Here is a 15,750-nt window from a genome sequence, read left to right as displayed (position 1 = left end):
CGGGCCCCGGCCGGGGCTGATCCCGGCCCCTGCCGGGCCGGCCGGCCGCGGGGTGACGGCGCGGTCTCGGCGCGGGCAGCTCAGCGCACCGCTGTCGGAGGGGCCTCGTAGACTGGTCGGCGTGAGCGAGCGCCCCGAAAATGACGACCCCGACCCGAACGACGCCTTCGACGACATGGTCGAGACGGAGACCGACAAAGACCCCGATCTCGCGGTGATCGAGGCCGGCAGCCGGACCCTGCGCGCCCAGGCCGGGCCGCCGCAGGGGGACGGGATCCCGGCCCGTCCGGCCGACCCCGAGGTCGACCGCGCGCTGCGCGGGGTCGAGGAGGAGCTGGCCGGCCGCTGGGGCGAGACCAAGCTCGACCCGTCGGTGCAGCGCATCGCGGCGCTGCTGGACATCCTCGGCTCGCCCCAACGGGCGTATCCGTCCATCCACATCACCGGTACCAACGGCAAGACCAGCACGGCCCGGATGATCGAGGCCCTGCTGTCCGCCTTCGAGCTGCGCACCGGCCGCTACACCAGCCCGCACGTCCAGTCGATCACCGAGCGGATCAGCCTGGACGCCGAGCCGATCTCCGCCGAGCGGTTCATCGAGACCTACCGCGACATCGCCCCGTATGTGGAGATGGTCGACGCCCAGCAGGAGTACCGCCTGTCGTTCTTCGAGGTGCTGACGGCGATGGCGTACGCCGCCTTCGCGGACACCCCCGTGGACATCGCGGTCGTCGAGGTCGGCATGGGCGGCACCTGGGACGCGACCAACGTCATCGACGGCGATGTCGCCGTGATCACCCCCATCTCCCTGGACCACACCGACCGGCTGGGGGAGACGCCCGAGCAGATCGCCGGCGAGAAGTCCGGGATCATCAAGAAGGACGCCACGGTCGTCCTGGCCCAGCAGCCGGTGGACGCGGCGTCGGTGATGCTCAAGCGCGCGGTCGAGGTGGACGCCACGGTCGCCCGCGAGGGCATGGAGTTCGGGGTCATCTCCCGCGAGGTCGCGGTCGGCGGCCAGATGCTGACCCTGCGCGGGCTGGGCGGCGAGTACCCGGAGATCTTCCTCCCGCTGTACGGCGCCCACCAGGCGCACAACGCCGCGGTGGCGCTCGCCGCGGTGGAGGCCTTCTTCGGCGTCGGCTCGGAGCACGCCCGCACGCTCGACCTCGACACCATCCGCTCCGCGTTCGCCGCCGTCACCTCGCCCGGCCGGATGGAGGTCGTGCGGCGCAGCCCCACGGTAGTGCTGGACGCGGCGCACAACCCGGCCGGTGCCGGGGCGGCCGCCGAGGCGGTCACCGAGGCCTTCGGCTTCAGCCGGCTGGTGGGCGTCGTCGGCGCCAGCGCGGACAAGGACGTCCGGGGTTTCCTGGAGGCCTTCGAGCCGATCTTCGCCGAGGTCGTGGTGACGCGTAATTCCAGCCATCGTGCGATGGACCCGGACGAGCTGGCGGCCGTGGCGGTCGAGGTCTTCGGCGCCGAGCGGGTGCAGGTCGAGCCGCGGCTCGACGACGCCCTGGAGGTGGCGATCACCCTCGCCGAGGAGGAGGGCGAGTTCTCCGGCGCCGGGGTGCTGGTGACCGGTTCGGTGATCACGGTCGGCGAGGCCCGGCTGCTGATGGGAAGGGGCTGACCGTGCGCACGCTGTGTGCGAGCACCCTGATAGGTGAATTCTTCGTCATCGGCTTCGCCGGCCTGGTGGCGATGCAGATGTCCGACCTCCCGACGGCCACGATCTGGACGGTCAGCGGGATCGCGATGCTGCTGAGCCTCCTGCTGTGCGGGATGCTGACCCGTCCGGGTGGTGTCCAGCTCGGCTGGCTGCTGCAGCTCGCCCTGATCGCCAGCGGCTTCGTGATCCCCACGATGTTCTTCCTCGGCGGGGTCTTCGCGGCCCTGTGGTGGGCGTCGGTCCACTACGGCCGCAAGATCGATGCGGCGAAGGCCCATTGGGCGGCCGAGGCCACGACCGCGGGCTGACCCGCGACGCGCCCCCGCGGAGCACCTCCCGGGGGCGCGTTCCGCGGCGCGGGCCCGCCGGGTGGGCGGGTGACGGCTGGTGGGCGCGCCCCTGTAGCCTCAGTGCACCCGCTGACCATTGTTCATATCCAGGGAGTCCCTCCGTGAGCCAGCGCACCCTCGTCCTCCTCAAGCCCGACGCCGTCCAGCGGGGTCTGATCGGCGAGATCCTCGGCCGTATCGAGCGGAAGGCAGGCTGGACGATCAGCGCGCTGGAGATGCGGACCCTGGACCGGTCCCTTCTCGAGCAGCACTACGCCGAGCACGTCGGCCGGGAGTTCTACGAGCCGCTGGTCGCCTTCATGTCCGCCGGTCCGGTGGTCTCGATGATCGTCGAGGGCGAGCGGGTGATCGAAGGCGTGCGGGCGCTGGCCGGTCCGACTGACCCGATTGCCGCACCGAGTGGGTCCATTCGTGGGGACTTCGGAACGATCACCCGGGAGAATCTGATCCATGCCTCGGATTCCGAAGAGTCCGCCGAGCGCGAGATCAAGATTTTCTTCCCCGGGATTTCCTGACGCCTCATCAGCTGTATACCCCTCGTGACCAGGGGCGACCGAGAAAAACGTCGGTCGCCCTTTGGTGTATACGACACGATCGGGGGAACGCATCACCGCGACACGACGTCACCATTGAGGGGGCCGGGAACGTGTACGGCTGACAATGGCGGAACAGCCTCCCGACGTGTTCGAGTGGGCCCACCACGAACTACCATGGAGGCTTCCGCGCCTCGCAGCGCATCACCTCCTGCCGACCTCCAGTAAGCATTCGCTCCAGTTGGGAAGGCCAGACGTATCCTCATGGGGAACAACATGTCGTTCATCGGCCGTGACATGGCTGTCGACCTCGGGACCGCCAACACGCTGGTGTACGTCAGGGGCCGCGGAATCGTTCTCAACGAACCGTCGGTCGTGGCCATCAACACCAACACCGGCGGAATCCTCGCGGTAGGTGCTGAGGCGAAGAAGATGATCGGGCGCACGCCCGGCAACATCGTCGCCGTACGGCCCCTGAAAGACGGCGTGATCGCCGATTTCGAGATCACCGAGCGGATGCTCCGCTACTTCATCCTCAAGATCCACAAGCGGCGCTACCTGGCCCGCCCGCGGGTCGTGGTGTGTGTGCCCTCCGGCATCACCGGAGTCGAGCGCCGTGCCGTCATCGAGGCCTCGACCCAGGCCGGCGCGCGCCAGGTGCACATCATCGAGGAGCCGATGGCCGCCGCGATCGGGTCCGGTCTGCCGGTCCACGAGGCCACCGGCAACATGGTCGTGGACATCGGCGGCGGCACCACCGAGGTCGCGGTCATCTCGCTCGGCGGCATCGTCACCGCCCAGTCCATCAGGGTGGCCGGCGACGAGCTGGACAACGCGATCATCCAGCACATCAAGAAGGAGTACAGCCTTCTGCTGGGCGAGCGCACCGCCGAGAGCATCAAGATCACCATCGGCTCGGCGTACGACCTCGAACAGGACGAGCACACCGAGATCCGCGGCCGCGACCTGGTCTCCGGCCTGCCGAAGACCGTCGTGATCTCGGCGGCCGAGGTCCGCAAGGCCATCGAGGAGCCGGTCAACTCCATCGTCGACGCGGTCAAGACGACCCTCGACAAGTGCCCGCCGGAGCTGTCCGGCGACGTCATGGACCGCGGCATCGTGCTCACCGGAGGCGGCGCCCTGCTCCGCGGCCTCGACGAGCGGCTGCGCCGCGAGACCGGTATGCCCATCCACATCGCCGAGGACCCGCTCGACTCCGTCGCGCTGGGCTCCGGCAAGTGCGTGGAGGAGTTCGAGGCGCTCCAGCAGGTCCTCGACTCCCAGCCGCGCCGGTAGCACCCGCCGGGTCCGTCCGGCGCCGCGGCCGCCACCCGGCGGCCACGGCGGCCGGACGCCACGGCGGCAGCGGCCGATCCGTCCGCCGGATCGCTGATATACAGGCACACATCCCAACAGACACGGCGCCTGACGCTTCACCATCCGGCACCGTCACATCAGGCACAACGCTCAACTCCCGAACGAGACCGGCGGGGCCCGCAGCCGGCCGGTCCTACGAGGAAGGACACGGCCGCCGCACGTGAGGGACACACGAGAGAGCCGGCTGCTGCTGGTGCTGCTGGTCGCGATCGCGTTCGCGCTGATCACGGTCGATATCCGCGGCGGCGAACAGTCCCCGCTCGATGGTGCCCGGCACGCCGCCGCCTCCGCCTTCGGGCCGGTCGAAAGCGGTGTCGCCCGCGTCGTCGACCCGGTCGGCAACGCCGTGGGCGCGGTACGCGACTCCGGCCGGCGGCACGACCGGATCAGCACGCTGGAGCACCAGAACGAGGCGCTGAAGGCCAAGCTCGGCTCCTCCGACCGCAACCGCGCCCGCGCCGCCGAGCTGGACAAGATCCTCAAGACCGCCGGCACCGGCCAGTACGCCATCAAGGGCGCCCAGGTCATCGCCATCGGCTCGGCCCAGGGCTTCTCCTGGACCATCACCATCGACGCCGGCAGCCGCGACGGCATCGCCCGCGACATGACCGTGCTCAACGGCGACGGCCTGGTCGGCAGGGTCACCACCGTCGGCCCCAGCACCTCCACGGTCCTGCTGGCCGCCGACCCGGACTTCACCGTCGGCACCCGCATGGAGAAGACCAACGAGATCGGCTTCGCCAACGGGCAGGGCGTGCGCTCGCTGCGCGTGCAGCTGCTCAACGGCCGGGCCAACATCAAGAAGGGCGACCGCCTGGTCACCTTCGGCTCCAGCAAGGACAAGCCGTTCGTGCCGGGGGTGCCGGTCGGCAGGGTCGTACGGGTCGAGCCGTTCAACGGCGATCTGACCCGCACCCTCCAGGTCCGGCCCTTCGTCGCCTTCTCCCAGCTCGACATCGTCGGCGTCGTGGTCCAGCCGCCCCGCGAGGACCCGCGTGACACCGTGCTGCCGCCGCGGCCCGCCAAGCCCAAGCCGACACCGACGGTCACCGTCACGGCCTCCCCCTCCGCGAGCGCCTCTCCCAGGAGCTGACCGATGCGCATCAACCGGATCCTGCTCTCGGCCCCGCTGGTGGTCGTCGCCCTCGTCATCCAGGTCACGATCCTGGCCCGGCTGCAACTCCCCGGCGCGGTACCGGACCTGCTGCTGCTCGTGGTGGTCGCCCTGGCGCTGGTCTACGGCCATGTCGGCGGCGCGCTCATCGGCTTCTTCGCCGGCCTGCTGGCCGACCTCGCCCCGCCGTCCGACCACGCCATCGGCCGCTACGCGCTGGTGCTCTGCGTCATCGGCTACGCCGCGGGCCTGACCCGCCCGGACTCCGGCCGGCACCGCTCGGCGACGCTGCCGCTGCTCGTCGTCATCGGCGCCGCCATCGGCTCGACGCTGATGTACGCCGGCGTCGGCGCGCTGGTCGGCGACACCGCCGCCCGGCACGTCGGCATCGTCGGGCTGCTGCTCAGCGCCACCCTCTACGACCTGCTGCTGGCCCCCTTCACCGTCCCGCTGGTGATGGCGCTGGCGCGGAAGACGGACAGCGATCTGCTGGCCGGCGAGGGCTCCGGCAGCACGAGCGGCTCCGCCGGCGACGCCGGGTACGGCTGGCTGACCACCGGCACCGGCCTCAAGGCCAGCCGCGGCGCCATGAAGTCCCTGCGCACCGGCGCCGGCATCGGCACCCAGCGCGGCGGCCTGCTCGGCAAGTCCGCCCGCGACAAGGTGGGCCGCATCAAGGGGGTCAAGCGACTGTGACGCCCTCCCGTCTCCATCCGACCACCACCCCTCATGGAGGCGCTGCGCGCCATGAGTAATCTCCCGGAAACCCGGACCTCCCGGGTCACCGTCCGGCTCATCGCGATCCAGATCCTGGTCTTCTCCCTGCTGGTCACCCTCGGCGGACGGCTCTGGTATCTGCAGATCCGCAATGGCCAGGAGTACGCCAACGAGGCCAGGAGCAACCACGTCCAGCAGGTCGTCGAGCCCGCCACCCGCGGCTCCATCCTCGACGCCCGCGGCGTGCCGCTGGCCGACAACCAGACCCGGCTGGTCGTCTCCGCGAACCGTACCGACCTGCTGAAGATGAAGGACGACGGCAAGGCCGTGCTCGGGCGGCTCGCCCGGGTGCTCGGGATGTCGGCGAAGGAGATCCGCGACAAGGTCCGGCTGTGCGACTCCAAGACGCCGCAGCCCTGCTGGAACGGCTCGCCCTACCAGCCGATCCCGATCACCGACGCGGCCACCACCCAGCAGGCGCTCCAGATCCGTGAGCGCTCCGAGGACTTCCCCGGCATCAGCGCCGAGCCCACCGCCGTCCGCCGCTACGCCGCCCCCGGCACCGCCAACACCGCCCAGGTGCTGGGCTATCTCTCGCCGGTCACCGACGTCGAGATCAACAAGGCCAAGGACACCCGCTCGCCGCTGCTGCGCTCCGACCAGATCGGCCGGTCCGGGCTGGAGCGGACGTACGACAGCGCGCTGCGCGGCAAGGCCGCCGTCACCCGCTACGAGGTCGACAACCTCGGCCGGGTCATCGGTCAGGCCAAGAGCGAGAAGGGCCGGGCCGGAGCCAGCGTCGTGACCAGCATCGACGCCCGTGTGCAGGCCATAGCGGAAAAGCAGCTGGACCAGGCCATGAAGGACGCCCGCAAGGAGTTCGACAAGAACACCGGCACCAACTACAAGGCCGACTCGGGCGCCGTGGTCGTCATGGAGGCCAAGACCGGCCGGGTGGTGGCGATGGCCTCCAACCCCAGCTACGACCCCAACGCCTGGGTCGGCGGGATCTCCGGCAAGGACTACGCCCACCTCACGGGCAAGGACTCCGACTACCCGCTGCTGAACCGCGCCATCCAGGGGCAGGCCGCCCCCGGCTCGATCTTCAAGGTCATCTCGACCTCGGCCGCGGTCAACGCCGGCTACGACTTCAACGGCCACTACCCCTGCACCAGCTCGTACAGCATCGGCGGCCAGACCTTCAAGAACTTCGAGGGCGAGGGCCACGGCGACATCAGCCTGGGCCGGGCGCTGGAGGTCTCCTGCGACACCGTCTTCTACCGGCTCTCGCACGAGGAGTGGAAGAAGGACGGCGGGGACAAGCCCAAGAAGGACCCCAACGACTGGTTCTACAAGACCGCCCACCAGTTCGGCCTCGGCAAGGAGACCGGCATCGACCTCCCCAACGAGGTCACCGGCCGGGTCCCCGACCGCAGGTGGAAGAACGCGTTCTGGAAGGCCAACAAGGCCGGCTGGTGCCAGCAGGCCAAGGCCTGGCCGAAGAAGAAGGACTTCGGCACCAAGCTCGCCCGTGAGGGCTGCCTGGAGGGCATGAAGCTGCACGCCTACGACTCGATCAACTACGCCATCGGCCAGGGCGACACCCTCGTCACGCCGATCCAGATGGCCACCATCTACGGCGCGATCAGCAACGGCGGCACGCTCTACAACCCGACCGTCGGCAAGGCGATCGTCAGCCCCGACGGCAAGCACATCCAGCGGATCATGCCGCACCCGCACGGCAAACTGCCGGTCAGCAAGAAGACCCTGGGGCAGATGGACGGCGCCCTCGCCGGCGTCGCCACCCGGGGCACCGCGGCCTGGCGGTTCGGCGGCTGGCCCCAGGACAAGATCCCGATGCACGCCAAGACCGGTACCGCCGAGGTCTACGGCAAGCAGACGACCTCGTGGTTCGCGACGTACACCAAGGACTACACGATCGTCATGACCATCGCCCAGGGTGGTACGGGCTCCGGCGCCTCCGGTCCCGCGGTGCGCAACATCTACAACGCGCTCTACGGGATCGACGAGAAGGGCGGCATCGACCCGAAGGCGGCCCTGCTGCCGAGGCCGGAGGCCAGGCTGCCCAAGATCGACACCGATGGCTCCATCGAGGCCCAGCCCATCAAGCCGTACGCCCCGCCGTCGCCCTCGCCGTCCGCATCGGAGAGCCCACGATGACGACCAGCCATACGTCCCGGGCGTTCTCGATCCGGCGCTACACCCCCGAACTCGGCACCTGGGGAAAGCTGACGGCGCGTGACTCGGTGGTGCGCAAGCTGGACTGGATACTGCTGCTGTCCTGCCTGGCGCTCTCGCTCATGGGCTCGGTGCTGGTGTTCTCCGCCACCCGCAACCGCACCGCGCTCAACCACGACGACGAGTACTTCTTCTTCCTGCACCACCTCCTCAACACCGGCATCGGCCTGGCGCTGGCGGCCGGCACGATCTGGCTGGGGCACCGCACCCTGCGCGGCGCGGTACCGATCCTGTACGCCCTGTCGGTCGTGCTCGCGCTGCTGGTGCTGACCCCGCTGGGCGCCACCATCAACGGCTCGCGCTCCTGGCTGGCGATCCCCGGCGGATTCTCGCTCCAGCCCGCCGAGTTCGCGAAGATCACCATCACCCTCGGCATGGCGATGATCCTGGCCTCCCGGGTCGACGCGGGCGACCGGCCGCACCCCGACCACCGCACCGTCGTCCAGGCCCTGGGCCTGGCCGCCGTCCCGGTCGGCGTCATCCTGCTGATGCCCGACCTCGGTTCGGTGATGGTGCTCGGCGCCGTCATCCTCGGCGTGCTGCTCGCCTCCGGGGCCTCCAACCGCTGGATCCTGGGGCTGGGCGGCACGGGCGTCGTCGGCTGCGTGGCCATCTGGCAGCTCGGTCTGCTGGACGAATACCAGATCGCCCGCTTCGCCGCGTTCGCCAACCCCAGCCTCGACCCGGCCGGCGTCGGCTACAACACCAACCAGGCCCGGATCGCGATCGGCGGCGGCGGACTGACCGGTTCCGGCCTGTTCCACGGCAGCCAGACCACCGGCCAGTTCGTCCCCGAGCAGCAGACGGACTTCATCTTCACCGTCGCCGGCGAGGAACTCGGCTTCCTGGGCGCGGGCCTGATCATCGTGCTGCTCGGCATCGTGCTGTGGCGCGCCTGCCGGATCGCCCGCGAGTCCACCGAGCTCTACGGCACCATCGTCGCCGCCGGCATCATCGCCTGGTTCGCCTTCCAGTCCTTCGAGAACATCGGCATGACGCTCGGCATCATGCCGGTCACCGGCCTCCCGCTGCCGTTCGTCTCCTACGGCGGTACCTCCATGTTCGCGGTCTGGATCGCGATAGGGCTGCTGCAGTCCATCCGCGTTCAGCGGCCGCTGTCGGCCTCCCGCTGAGCCCCCTCACCGCCCGAGATACAGCTCGAACCACAGTGAGGTGGCGCGCGGCCCCTCGCACGGCGTCGTTCCCCAGGCGTCGGCGAGGTGGCCGGTCAGCAGCAGCCCGTGGTCGGCGCCCTGCTCGCCGTCCGGCGGGGCCGGGCGCGGGATCCGGACCGGCGCGGTGTCATGGACGCTGATCCGCAGGCCGTGCCGGGCGGTCAGCATCCGCAGCAGGATGTCCGCGGAGCGCGGGGTGTGCAGATGGCAGCGGGTCACCGCCTCCGAGGCGAGCAGCACCGCGGTGTCGCGGAGCGGGTCGAGCCCGGTGCGGCGCAGCACCGCCCGGACGAAGTCGCGGGCGGCCTTCGGGGCGGTGGGCTCGCTCGCCGCGGTCAGGAGGGACGGGCGGGCGCCGGTCGAGACGTGGATGGGCGCCCGGGTGGCGGGTACGGCTTGGGGGTGCACGGGTGTCTCCCTCCCCGAAGGGGTCGAGTACGCGGCCGGTACCACTCTGCGTGGCCGACTCGTCACACACCGTAAGTCACCGGATGCGGTGCGTGCCACCCACCCGGCGGATCCCGGACAGTCGGCGTCCGGCCGGTCCGATGGGTGGCTCCCGGCGGGGCGGCATGACTACATTCGAGGCATGGCGGACACCGTGCGGGAGATCGAGCGGAAGTACGAGGCCGACCGGACCACGCAGCTGCCCGACCTGACCGGGGTCGACGGGGTCGCCACGGTGGTGGAGGCGGGTGCCGAGGAGCTGGACGCCGTCTACTACGACACCGCCGGACTGCACCTGGCCGCGGAGGGCATCACCCTGCGCCACCGCACCGGCGGCAGGGACGCGGGCTGGCATCTGAAGCTCCCGGTCGCGCCGGGCGTCCGCGACGAGGTGCGGGCCCCGCTGTCCGACACCCCGCCCGCGGAACTCACCGCCCTCCTGCGATCCCGGCTGCTGGACCGCGCCCTGGTGCCCGTCGTACGGCTGCGCACCCACCGCACGGTGCGGGTGCTGCGGGACGCCGGGGGCGCGCCGCTCGCGGAGGTCGCGGTGGACTCGGTGCGCGCGCGGCGGCCCGGCCCGCCCGAGGGGCGCAGGAAGACGAAGGCGGCGGCGGTCCAGGCCCGGTGGCACGAGATCGAGGTCGAGCTCGTCGGTGGCGGCGGCCCCGGGCTGCTGGACGCCGTCGACCGGAAGCTGGCCGAGGCGGGGGTGCGCCCCGCGGGATCCGCCTCGAAACTGGCGCGGGCACTGGCCGAGACGGGCCAGCGGTACGAGGACGCGGCCGGGCCCGGCACCGGCAAGGGCGGCGGCACCGCCGGCGAGGTCGTGCTGCGCTACGTCCGCGCGCAGGTGCGGGCGATCGTCGAGCTGGATCCGGCGGTGCGCCGCGACCTGCCCGACGCGGTCCACCGGATGCGGGTCGCCACCCGCCGGCTGCGCAGCGCCTTCCGCTCGTACACCAAGGTGCTCGACCGCGCGGAGACCCTGCCCCTCGGCGTCGAACTCAAGTGGCTGGCCGCGGAGTTGGGCGTGGAGCGGGACCGCGAGGTGCTCACCGCACGGCTGCGGGCCGCGCTCGACGGGGTGCCCCGCGAGCTGCGGCTGGGCCCCGTCGACGCCCGGCTGCGTATCTGGACCGAGCGGCGCCGGGGCGGCGCGCGCGGGCAGCTGCTGGCCGTCCTGGACGGGCCCCGCTACCTCGCCCTGCTGAAGCGGCTGCACGTGCTCCTGGAGGCGCCGCCGCTGCGCCCGGCCGCCGCCCGCCCGGCGCCCGAGGTGGCCGCCCGGGCCGTGCTGAAGGACTACCGGCGGCTGGCCGGCCGGATGGAGACCGCCCTGGCGGCGCCGGCCGGACGGGCGCGGGACGAGGCGCTGCACGGCGCCCGCAAGGCGGCCAAGCGGACCCGGTACGCCGCGGAGGCGGCCCGCCCGGCGCTCGGCCGCCCGGCGAAGAAGTTCGCCCGCCGCATCAAGCGGGTGCAGCAGCTGCTCGGCGACCACCAGGACAGCGTCGTGGCCCGCGGCACGCTGCGCGAGCTGGCGACCCAGGCCCAGCGGGCCGGCGAGAGCGGCTTCACCTTCGGCCTGCTCCACGGGCGCGAGGAGGCCCTGGCCGCCGACCGGGAGCGCCGGCTGCCGCGGGTGTGGAAGAAGGCGTCCCGCCGCCGGTACCGCACCGCGCTGCGGCCCTGACCCGGTCCGCGGCGGCTGGTCCGGCCGCCGCCGCGGAGCACGTTAGGCTTGAGGGTCCCCCCTGCCCGCTGATGAAAGATCACCACGATGCCTGTCGAGTCGGTCTTCCCGCGCCTGGAGGCCCTCCTCCCTCACGTGCAGAAGCCCATTCAGTACGTCGGTGGCGAGCTCAACTCCACAGTCAAGCCGTGGGACGAGTGCGACGTCCGCTGGTCGCTCATGTACCCGGACGCCTACGAGGTCGGTCTGCCCAACCAGGGCGTCATGATCCTCTACGAGGTCCTCAACGAGCGCGAGGGCGTGCTGGCCGAGCGGACGTACAGCGTCTGGCCGGACCTCGAAGCCCTGATGCGGGAGCACGACGTCCCCCAGTTCACGGTCGACGGGCACCGCCCCGTCGGCGCCTTCGACGTCCTCGGCGTCTCCTTCTCGACCGAGCTGGGCTACACCAACCTCCTCACGGCGCTGGACCTGGCCGGCATCCCGATGGAGGCCAAGGACCGCACCGAGGACCACCCGATCGTCCTCGCCGGCGGCCACGCGGCCTTCAACCCGGAGCCGGTCGCGGACTTCCTGGACTGCGCGGTGGTGGGCGACGGCGAGCAGGCGGTGCTGGAGATCACCGAGATCATCCGCGCCTGGAAGCAGGAGGACCGCCCCGGTGGGCGCGACGAGCTGCTGCTGCGCCTCGCGAAGACCGGCAGCGTCTACGTCCCCAAGTTCTATGACGTCGAGTACCTGGCCGACGGGCGCATCTCGCGCGTCGTGCCGAACCGCTCCGGCGTCCCGTGGCGGGTGTCCAAGCACACCGTCATGGACCTGGACGAGTGGCCCTACCCCAAGCAGCCGCTCGTCCCCCTGGCCGAGACCGTCCATGAGCGGATGTCGGTCGAGATCTTCCGTGGCTGCACCCGCGGCTGCCGTTTCTGCCAGGCCGGCATGATCACGCGCCCCGTACGGGAGCGAAGCATCACCGGCATCGGCGACATGGTGGACAAGGGCCTGAAGGCCACGGGATTCGAGGAGGTCGGCCTGTTGTCGCTGTCCTCCGCGGACCACACCGAGATCGGCGACGTCGCGAAGGGCCTCGCCGACCGGTACGAGGAAGACAAGATCGGTCTGTCGCTGCCGTCGACCCGGGTCGACGCCTTCAACATCGATCTTGCCAACGAGCTGACGCGCAACGGCCGTCGCTCGGGTCTGACCTTCGCGCCGGAGGGCGGCAGCGAGCGGATCCGCAAGGTCATCAACAAGATGGTCTCCGAAGAGGACCTGATCCGCACCGTCTCCACGGCCTACGGCAACGGCTGGCGGCAGGTGAAGCTGTACTTCATGTGCGGCCTGCCGACCGAGACCGACGAGGACGTGCTCCAGATCGGCGACATGGCGGTCAAGGTCATCGCCGAGGGACGCAAGGCCTCCGGGCAGAACGACATCCGCTGCACGGTCTCCATCGGCGGCTTCGTCCCCAAGCCGCACACGCCGTTCCAGTGGGCGCCGCAGCTGTCGGCGGAGGAGACGGACGCCCGTCTCGAAAAGCTCCGCGACAAGATCCGCGGTGACAAGAAGTACGGCCGCTCCATCGGCTTCCGCTACCACGACGGCAAGCCCGGCATCGTCGAGGGCCTGCTCTCGCGCGGCGACCGCCGCGTCGGCTCGGTCATCCGCGCCGTCTACGAGGGCGGCGGCCGCTTCGACGGCTGGCGCGAGCACTTCTCCTACGACCGCTGGATGAAGGCCGCCGAGGAGACGCTGCCCGGCTTCGGCGTGGACGTCGCCTGGTACACCACCCGTGAGCGGGAGTACGAGGAGGTCCTGCCCTGGGACCACCTGGACTCCGGTCTCGACAAGGACTGGCTCTGGGAGGACTGGCAGGACGCCCTCGACGAGACCGAGGTCGAGGACTGCCGCTGGACCCCGTGCTTCGACTGCGGCGTGTGCCCGCAGATGGACACCGAGATCCAGATCGGCCCCACGGGCAAGAAGCTGCTGCCGCTGAGCGTCGTCAAGTAGCGCCCGCCGTACGCCTCTTCGGCCCGGCCCCGCGTACCCCGCGCGGCCGGGCCGCGGTGTGCTCGCCCACAATGGGCCGATGCCGATGCCGACGCCTCCGCAGCTCATCGCCCCCACCGCGGAGGTCCACGCCTCCTTCCTCGCCGCGATGGAGGAGTTCCGCGCCGACGGCACCGAGGCCGTACCGCACTCCCGGCTGGCCGCTGAACTGCGCACGTGGGCCGATCGTTGGCGCACCGCCGAGGGGTTCGCCGCGTACGTGGCGCTGACCGCCGGCACCGCGCGCGACGAGCGCCCGGACGGCGTCGTCGCCATGACCACCCGGTGGTGGGTGGCGGACGGCAGGTACCTGGGCCGGGTCACCTTCCGGCACGGCCTGACCCCCTCGCTCCTCGACCACGGCGGCCACATCGGCTACGCCGTCCGTCCCGGCGCCCGCCGCCGCGGCCACGCCACCGCGATGCTGCGCGCCGCGCTGCCGGTCGCCCATCACGAGCTGGGCATCGACCCGGTGCTGGTCACCTGCGACCACACCAACGCCGCCTCGCGCAAGGTCATCGAGGCCTGCGGCGGGGTCTTCGAGGACCGCCGGGCGGAGAAGCTGCGCTACTGGATCCACGCGCCCCGCCCCGCCGCCGGACCGAAGCCGTCGCCGCGCGGCTGACGCACCGGAGCACGAGGGGTCGACGGCTGCCCGGCTCCGGCGCACTCCCGGCGGGCATGATTTCCCGGGTCCTCGGCCGCGTCCTGCCTGTTCGGGGCACCCCGCGCGGCCCGGCCGGCGAGGGCCGCGGTGCCCCGGCGGGAACCGGCGGGTTCCGGGACACGTACTCTAGGTAAGAAGTCCGGGCGCGACGTGTCCCCGCCCGCGCGGGGCCGATCCGGACCGGGCGACGCCGGACGGCGTCCTCCGGGCCGTCCCCGCCCCACGGGGGTGGCATCCGGCAGCGCCCTCTCACAAGGAGAAGTAACACTGGGCAAGCGACAGCCCGAAGGCCCGCCGCCCGCACCGGCGGTGCAGCGCATCCGACTGCGCTACACCAAGCGCGGCCGCCTCCGGTTCACCAGTCACCGCGACTTCCAGCGCGCTTTCGAGCGGGCGCTGCGCCGCGCCGAGGTCCCCATGGCCTATTCGGCGGGCTTCACCCCGCACCCCAAGGTGTCGTACGCCAACGCCGCCCCCACCGGCACGGGCAGCGAGGCCGAGTATCTGGAAATCCAGCTCGCCGAGCGCCGCGACCCGGACACGCTCCGCGCGCTGCTCGACACCTCGCTGCCGGACGGCCTCGATGTGATCGACGCCGTCGAGGCGCACACCTCCGGCCTGGCCGACCGGCTGGAGGCCTCCGTATGGGAGATCCGGCTCGACGGGGTCGGGGCCGAGGAGGCCGGGCGCGCCGTCGAGGCGTTCCTCGCCGCCGAAGAGGTGCAGGTCGAGCGCCGTACGAAGAACGGCATGCGGACCTTTGACGCACGGGGCGCGGTGACGCGTCTGGAGGCCGCCGGTTGCCCGGGCGATAGGCCCGACGGCAAAGCCTGTGCGATACTGCGGCTGGTTGTTCGGCATCTGACACCTGCCGTTCGACCCGACGACGTCCTGTCCGGCCTCCGAGCCGCGGCCGACCTGGCGCCGCCGGTCCCCGCTGCGGTGACCAGGCTGGCGCAGGGGCTGCTCGATGAGGAGACCGGCGCGGTGACCGACCCGCTAGCGCCCGACCGCGACGCTGCCACGGCCGCCCCACCCACGGCCGCCGGGCTGAGTGCCGCGAAGGCGACGAGCGGGGTCTCCCCGGCAGCCGGGGAAGGTACTGCGTAGGACCGCCGTCGTCGCGTCGCCGAGCAGCCAGGGAGCCACCCCGGTCCGGCAGACGCACTGACCAGGAGACTTTCGCCGGTCCCCGCCCAAAGGGAGCCGGCGAGCGAGACGACAGCTCCCGTGCGGCGCCCACGCCCCGGACAGCGGGACCGCGCTCATCACGCGGACCGCGACCGGAATCAGGCGCGGCGCCCGGGAGCGTGACGGGAGAACCGCCCGCATGCTCGAGCCCATTGAGCCCACCGATTCGACGCGTTCACGCAACGGTGGCGCCGACGACAACCATTCACCCAGCGACACCCTGCCGCCCCGGCGCCGTGCCGCCTCCCGGCCGGCCGGCCCGCCCAAGGGCGCCGGCGCCGCCGAGGCCGCGGTGGTGAGCAGCACCTCCGACGGACCCGGTGCGGCCCTCGCCGAGGAGCACACCGCCTCCGCGGTCACCACCGGCGACGAGGCCAAGCCCGCGCGTACCCGCCGCCGGGCCACCCGCAAGGCCACCGCCCCGGCCGGCGCCCCGCAGCAGGCATCCGGCGAGCCCGCCGCGGCCCCGGCCGAACCGGCCGCCGCCGAGGCGCCCG

13 protein-coding genes and 1 pseudogene are annotated in these 15,750 nt (G+C 71.8%); 13 read left to right on the top strand and 1 reads right to left on the bottom strand.

Annotated elements, in window-relative coordinates; genetic code table 11:
• Window positions 1-121 precede the first annotated feature (121 nt).
• The 8 genes from folC (at window position 122) to rodA (ending at window position 9,158) form a co-directional block, all read left to right on the top strand.
• The gene (gene folC, locus IEY78_RS17025) at window positions 122-1,636 is read left to right on the top strand and encodes a bifunctional tetrahydrofolate synthase/dihydrofolate synthase (RefSeq protein ID WP_189099137.1); all 1,515 of its coding nucleotides are present in this window, start codon (window positions 122-124) and stop codon (window positions 1,634-1,636) included.
• Between the two features lie 2 nt (window positions 1,637-1,638).
• Window positions 1,639-1,983: a DUF4233 domain-containing protein gene (locus IEY78_RS17020; protein WP_189099135.1), complete on the top strand. Its 345-nt coding sequence runs from the start codon at window positions 1,639-1,641 to the stop codon at window positions 1,981-1,983.
• A 143-nt stretch (window positions 1,984-2,126) separates the two neighbouring features.
• Window positions 2,127-2,540, top strand: a complete 414-nt coding sequence (gene ndk, locus IEY78_RS17015) for a nucleoside-diphosphate kinase (protein ID WP_189099133.1) — start codon at window positions 2,127-2,129, stop codon at window positions 2,538-2,540.
• A 294-nt stretch (window positions 2,541-2,834) separates the two neighbouring features.
• Window positions 2,835-3,854, top strand: coding sequence for a rod shape-determining protein (locus tag IEY78_RS17010; protein WP_003985182.1), 1,020 nt, complete (start codon window positions 2,835-2,837; stop codon window positions 3,852-3,854).
• A gap of 241 nt (window positions 3,855-4,095) precedes the next feature.
• Window positions 4,096-5,028 (top strand): rod shape-determining protein MreC, encoded by a 933-nt coding sequence (mreC, locus tag IEY78_RS17005; RefSeq protein ID WP_189099131.1) that lies wholly within the window; start codon window positions 4,096-4,098, stop codon window positions 5,026-5,028.
• 3 nt (window positions 5,029-5,031) lie between these two features.
• Window positions 5,032-5,745 (top strand): rod shape-determining protein MreD, encoded by a 714-nt coding sequence (mreD, locus tag IEY78_RS17000; RefSeq protein ID WP_189099129.1) that lies wholly within the window; start codon window positions 5,032-5,034, stop codon window positions 5,743-5,745.
• A gap of 51 nt (window positions 5,746-5,796) precedes the next feature.
• A complete protein-coding gene (mrdA, locus tag IEY78_RS16995; RefSeq protein WP_189099127.1) occupies window positions 5,797-7,947 on the top strand; it encodes a penicillin-binding protein 2 in 2,151 nt (716 codons plus the stop codon).
• Window positions 7,944-9,158 carry a rod shape-determining protein RodA gene (gene rodA / locus IEY78_RS16990; RefSeq protein WP_189099125.1) on the top strand — a complete coding sequence of 405 codons (1,215 nt, stop codon included), beginning with the start codon at window positions 7,944-7,946 and terminating at the stop codon, window positions 9,156-9,158. The genes mrdA and rodA overlap by 4 nt, the downstream gene beginning before the upstream one ends.
• A gap of 6 nt (window positions 9,159-9,164) precedes the next feature.
• Here the strand turns inward: rodA and IEY78_RS16985 are convergent, their stop codons facing one another.
• The gene (locus tag IEY78_RS16985) at window positions 9,165-9,608 is read right to left on the bottom strand and encodes an ATP-binding protein (protein ID WP_189099124.1); all 444 of its coding nucleotides are present in this window, start codon (window positions 9,606-9,608) and stop codon (window positions 9,165-9,167) included.
• A 181-nt stretch (window positions 9,609-9,789) separates the two neighbouring features.
• Between IEY78_RS16985 and IEY78_RS16980 the strand changes: the two genes are divergently transcribed.
• The 5 genes and pseudogenes from IEY78_RS16980 to IEY78_RS16960 form a co-directional block, all read left to right on the top strand.
• The gene (locus tag IEY78_RS16980) at window positions 9,790-11,343 is read left to right on the top strand and encodes a CYTH and CHAD domain-containing protein (RefSeq protein ID WP_189099122.1); all 1,554 of its coding nucleotides are present in this window, start codon (window positions 9,790-9,792) and stop codon (window positions 11,341-11,343) included.
• A gap of 87 nt (window positions 11,344-11,430) precedes the next feature.
• Window positions 11,431-13,356 carry a TIGR03960 family B12-binding radical SAM protein gene (locus tag IEY78_RS16975; protein WP_189099119.1) on the top strand — a complete coding sequence of 642 codons (1,926 nt, stop codon included), beginning with the start codon at window positions 11,431-11,433 and terminating at the stop codon, window positions 13,354-13,356.
• A 79-nt stretch (window positions 13,357-13,435) separates the two neighbouring features.
• Window positions 13,436-14,020 (top strand): GNAT family N-acetyltransferase, encoded by a 585-nt coding sequence (locus tag IEY78_RS16970; RefSeq protein WP_229700005.1) that lies wholly within the window; start codon window positions 13,436-13,438, stop codon window positions 14,018-14,020.
• 351 nt (window positions 14,021-14,371) lie between these two features.
• A complete protein-coding gene (locus tag IEY78_RS16965) occupies window positions 14,372-15,172 on the top strand; it encodes a TIGR03936 family radical SAM-associated protein (protein WP_189099117.1) in 801 nt (266 codons plus the stop codon).
• Between the two features lie 220 nt (window positions 15,173-15,392).
• Window positions 15,393-15,750 (top strand): annotated as a pseudogene (locus IEY78_RS16960) (hypothetical protein); the annotation flags it as partial.

This window comes from Streptomyces kronopolitis, from assembly GCF_014646275.1.
Taxonomy (GTDB): domain Bacteria; phylum Actinomycetota; class Actinomycetes; order Streptomycetales; family Streptomycetaceae; genus Streptomyces; species Streptomyces kronopolitis.
Note: the sequence above shows the minus strand (reverse complement) of the source record. Positions and strands in the feature narration are given on the sequence as shown.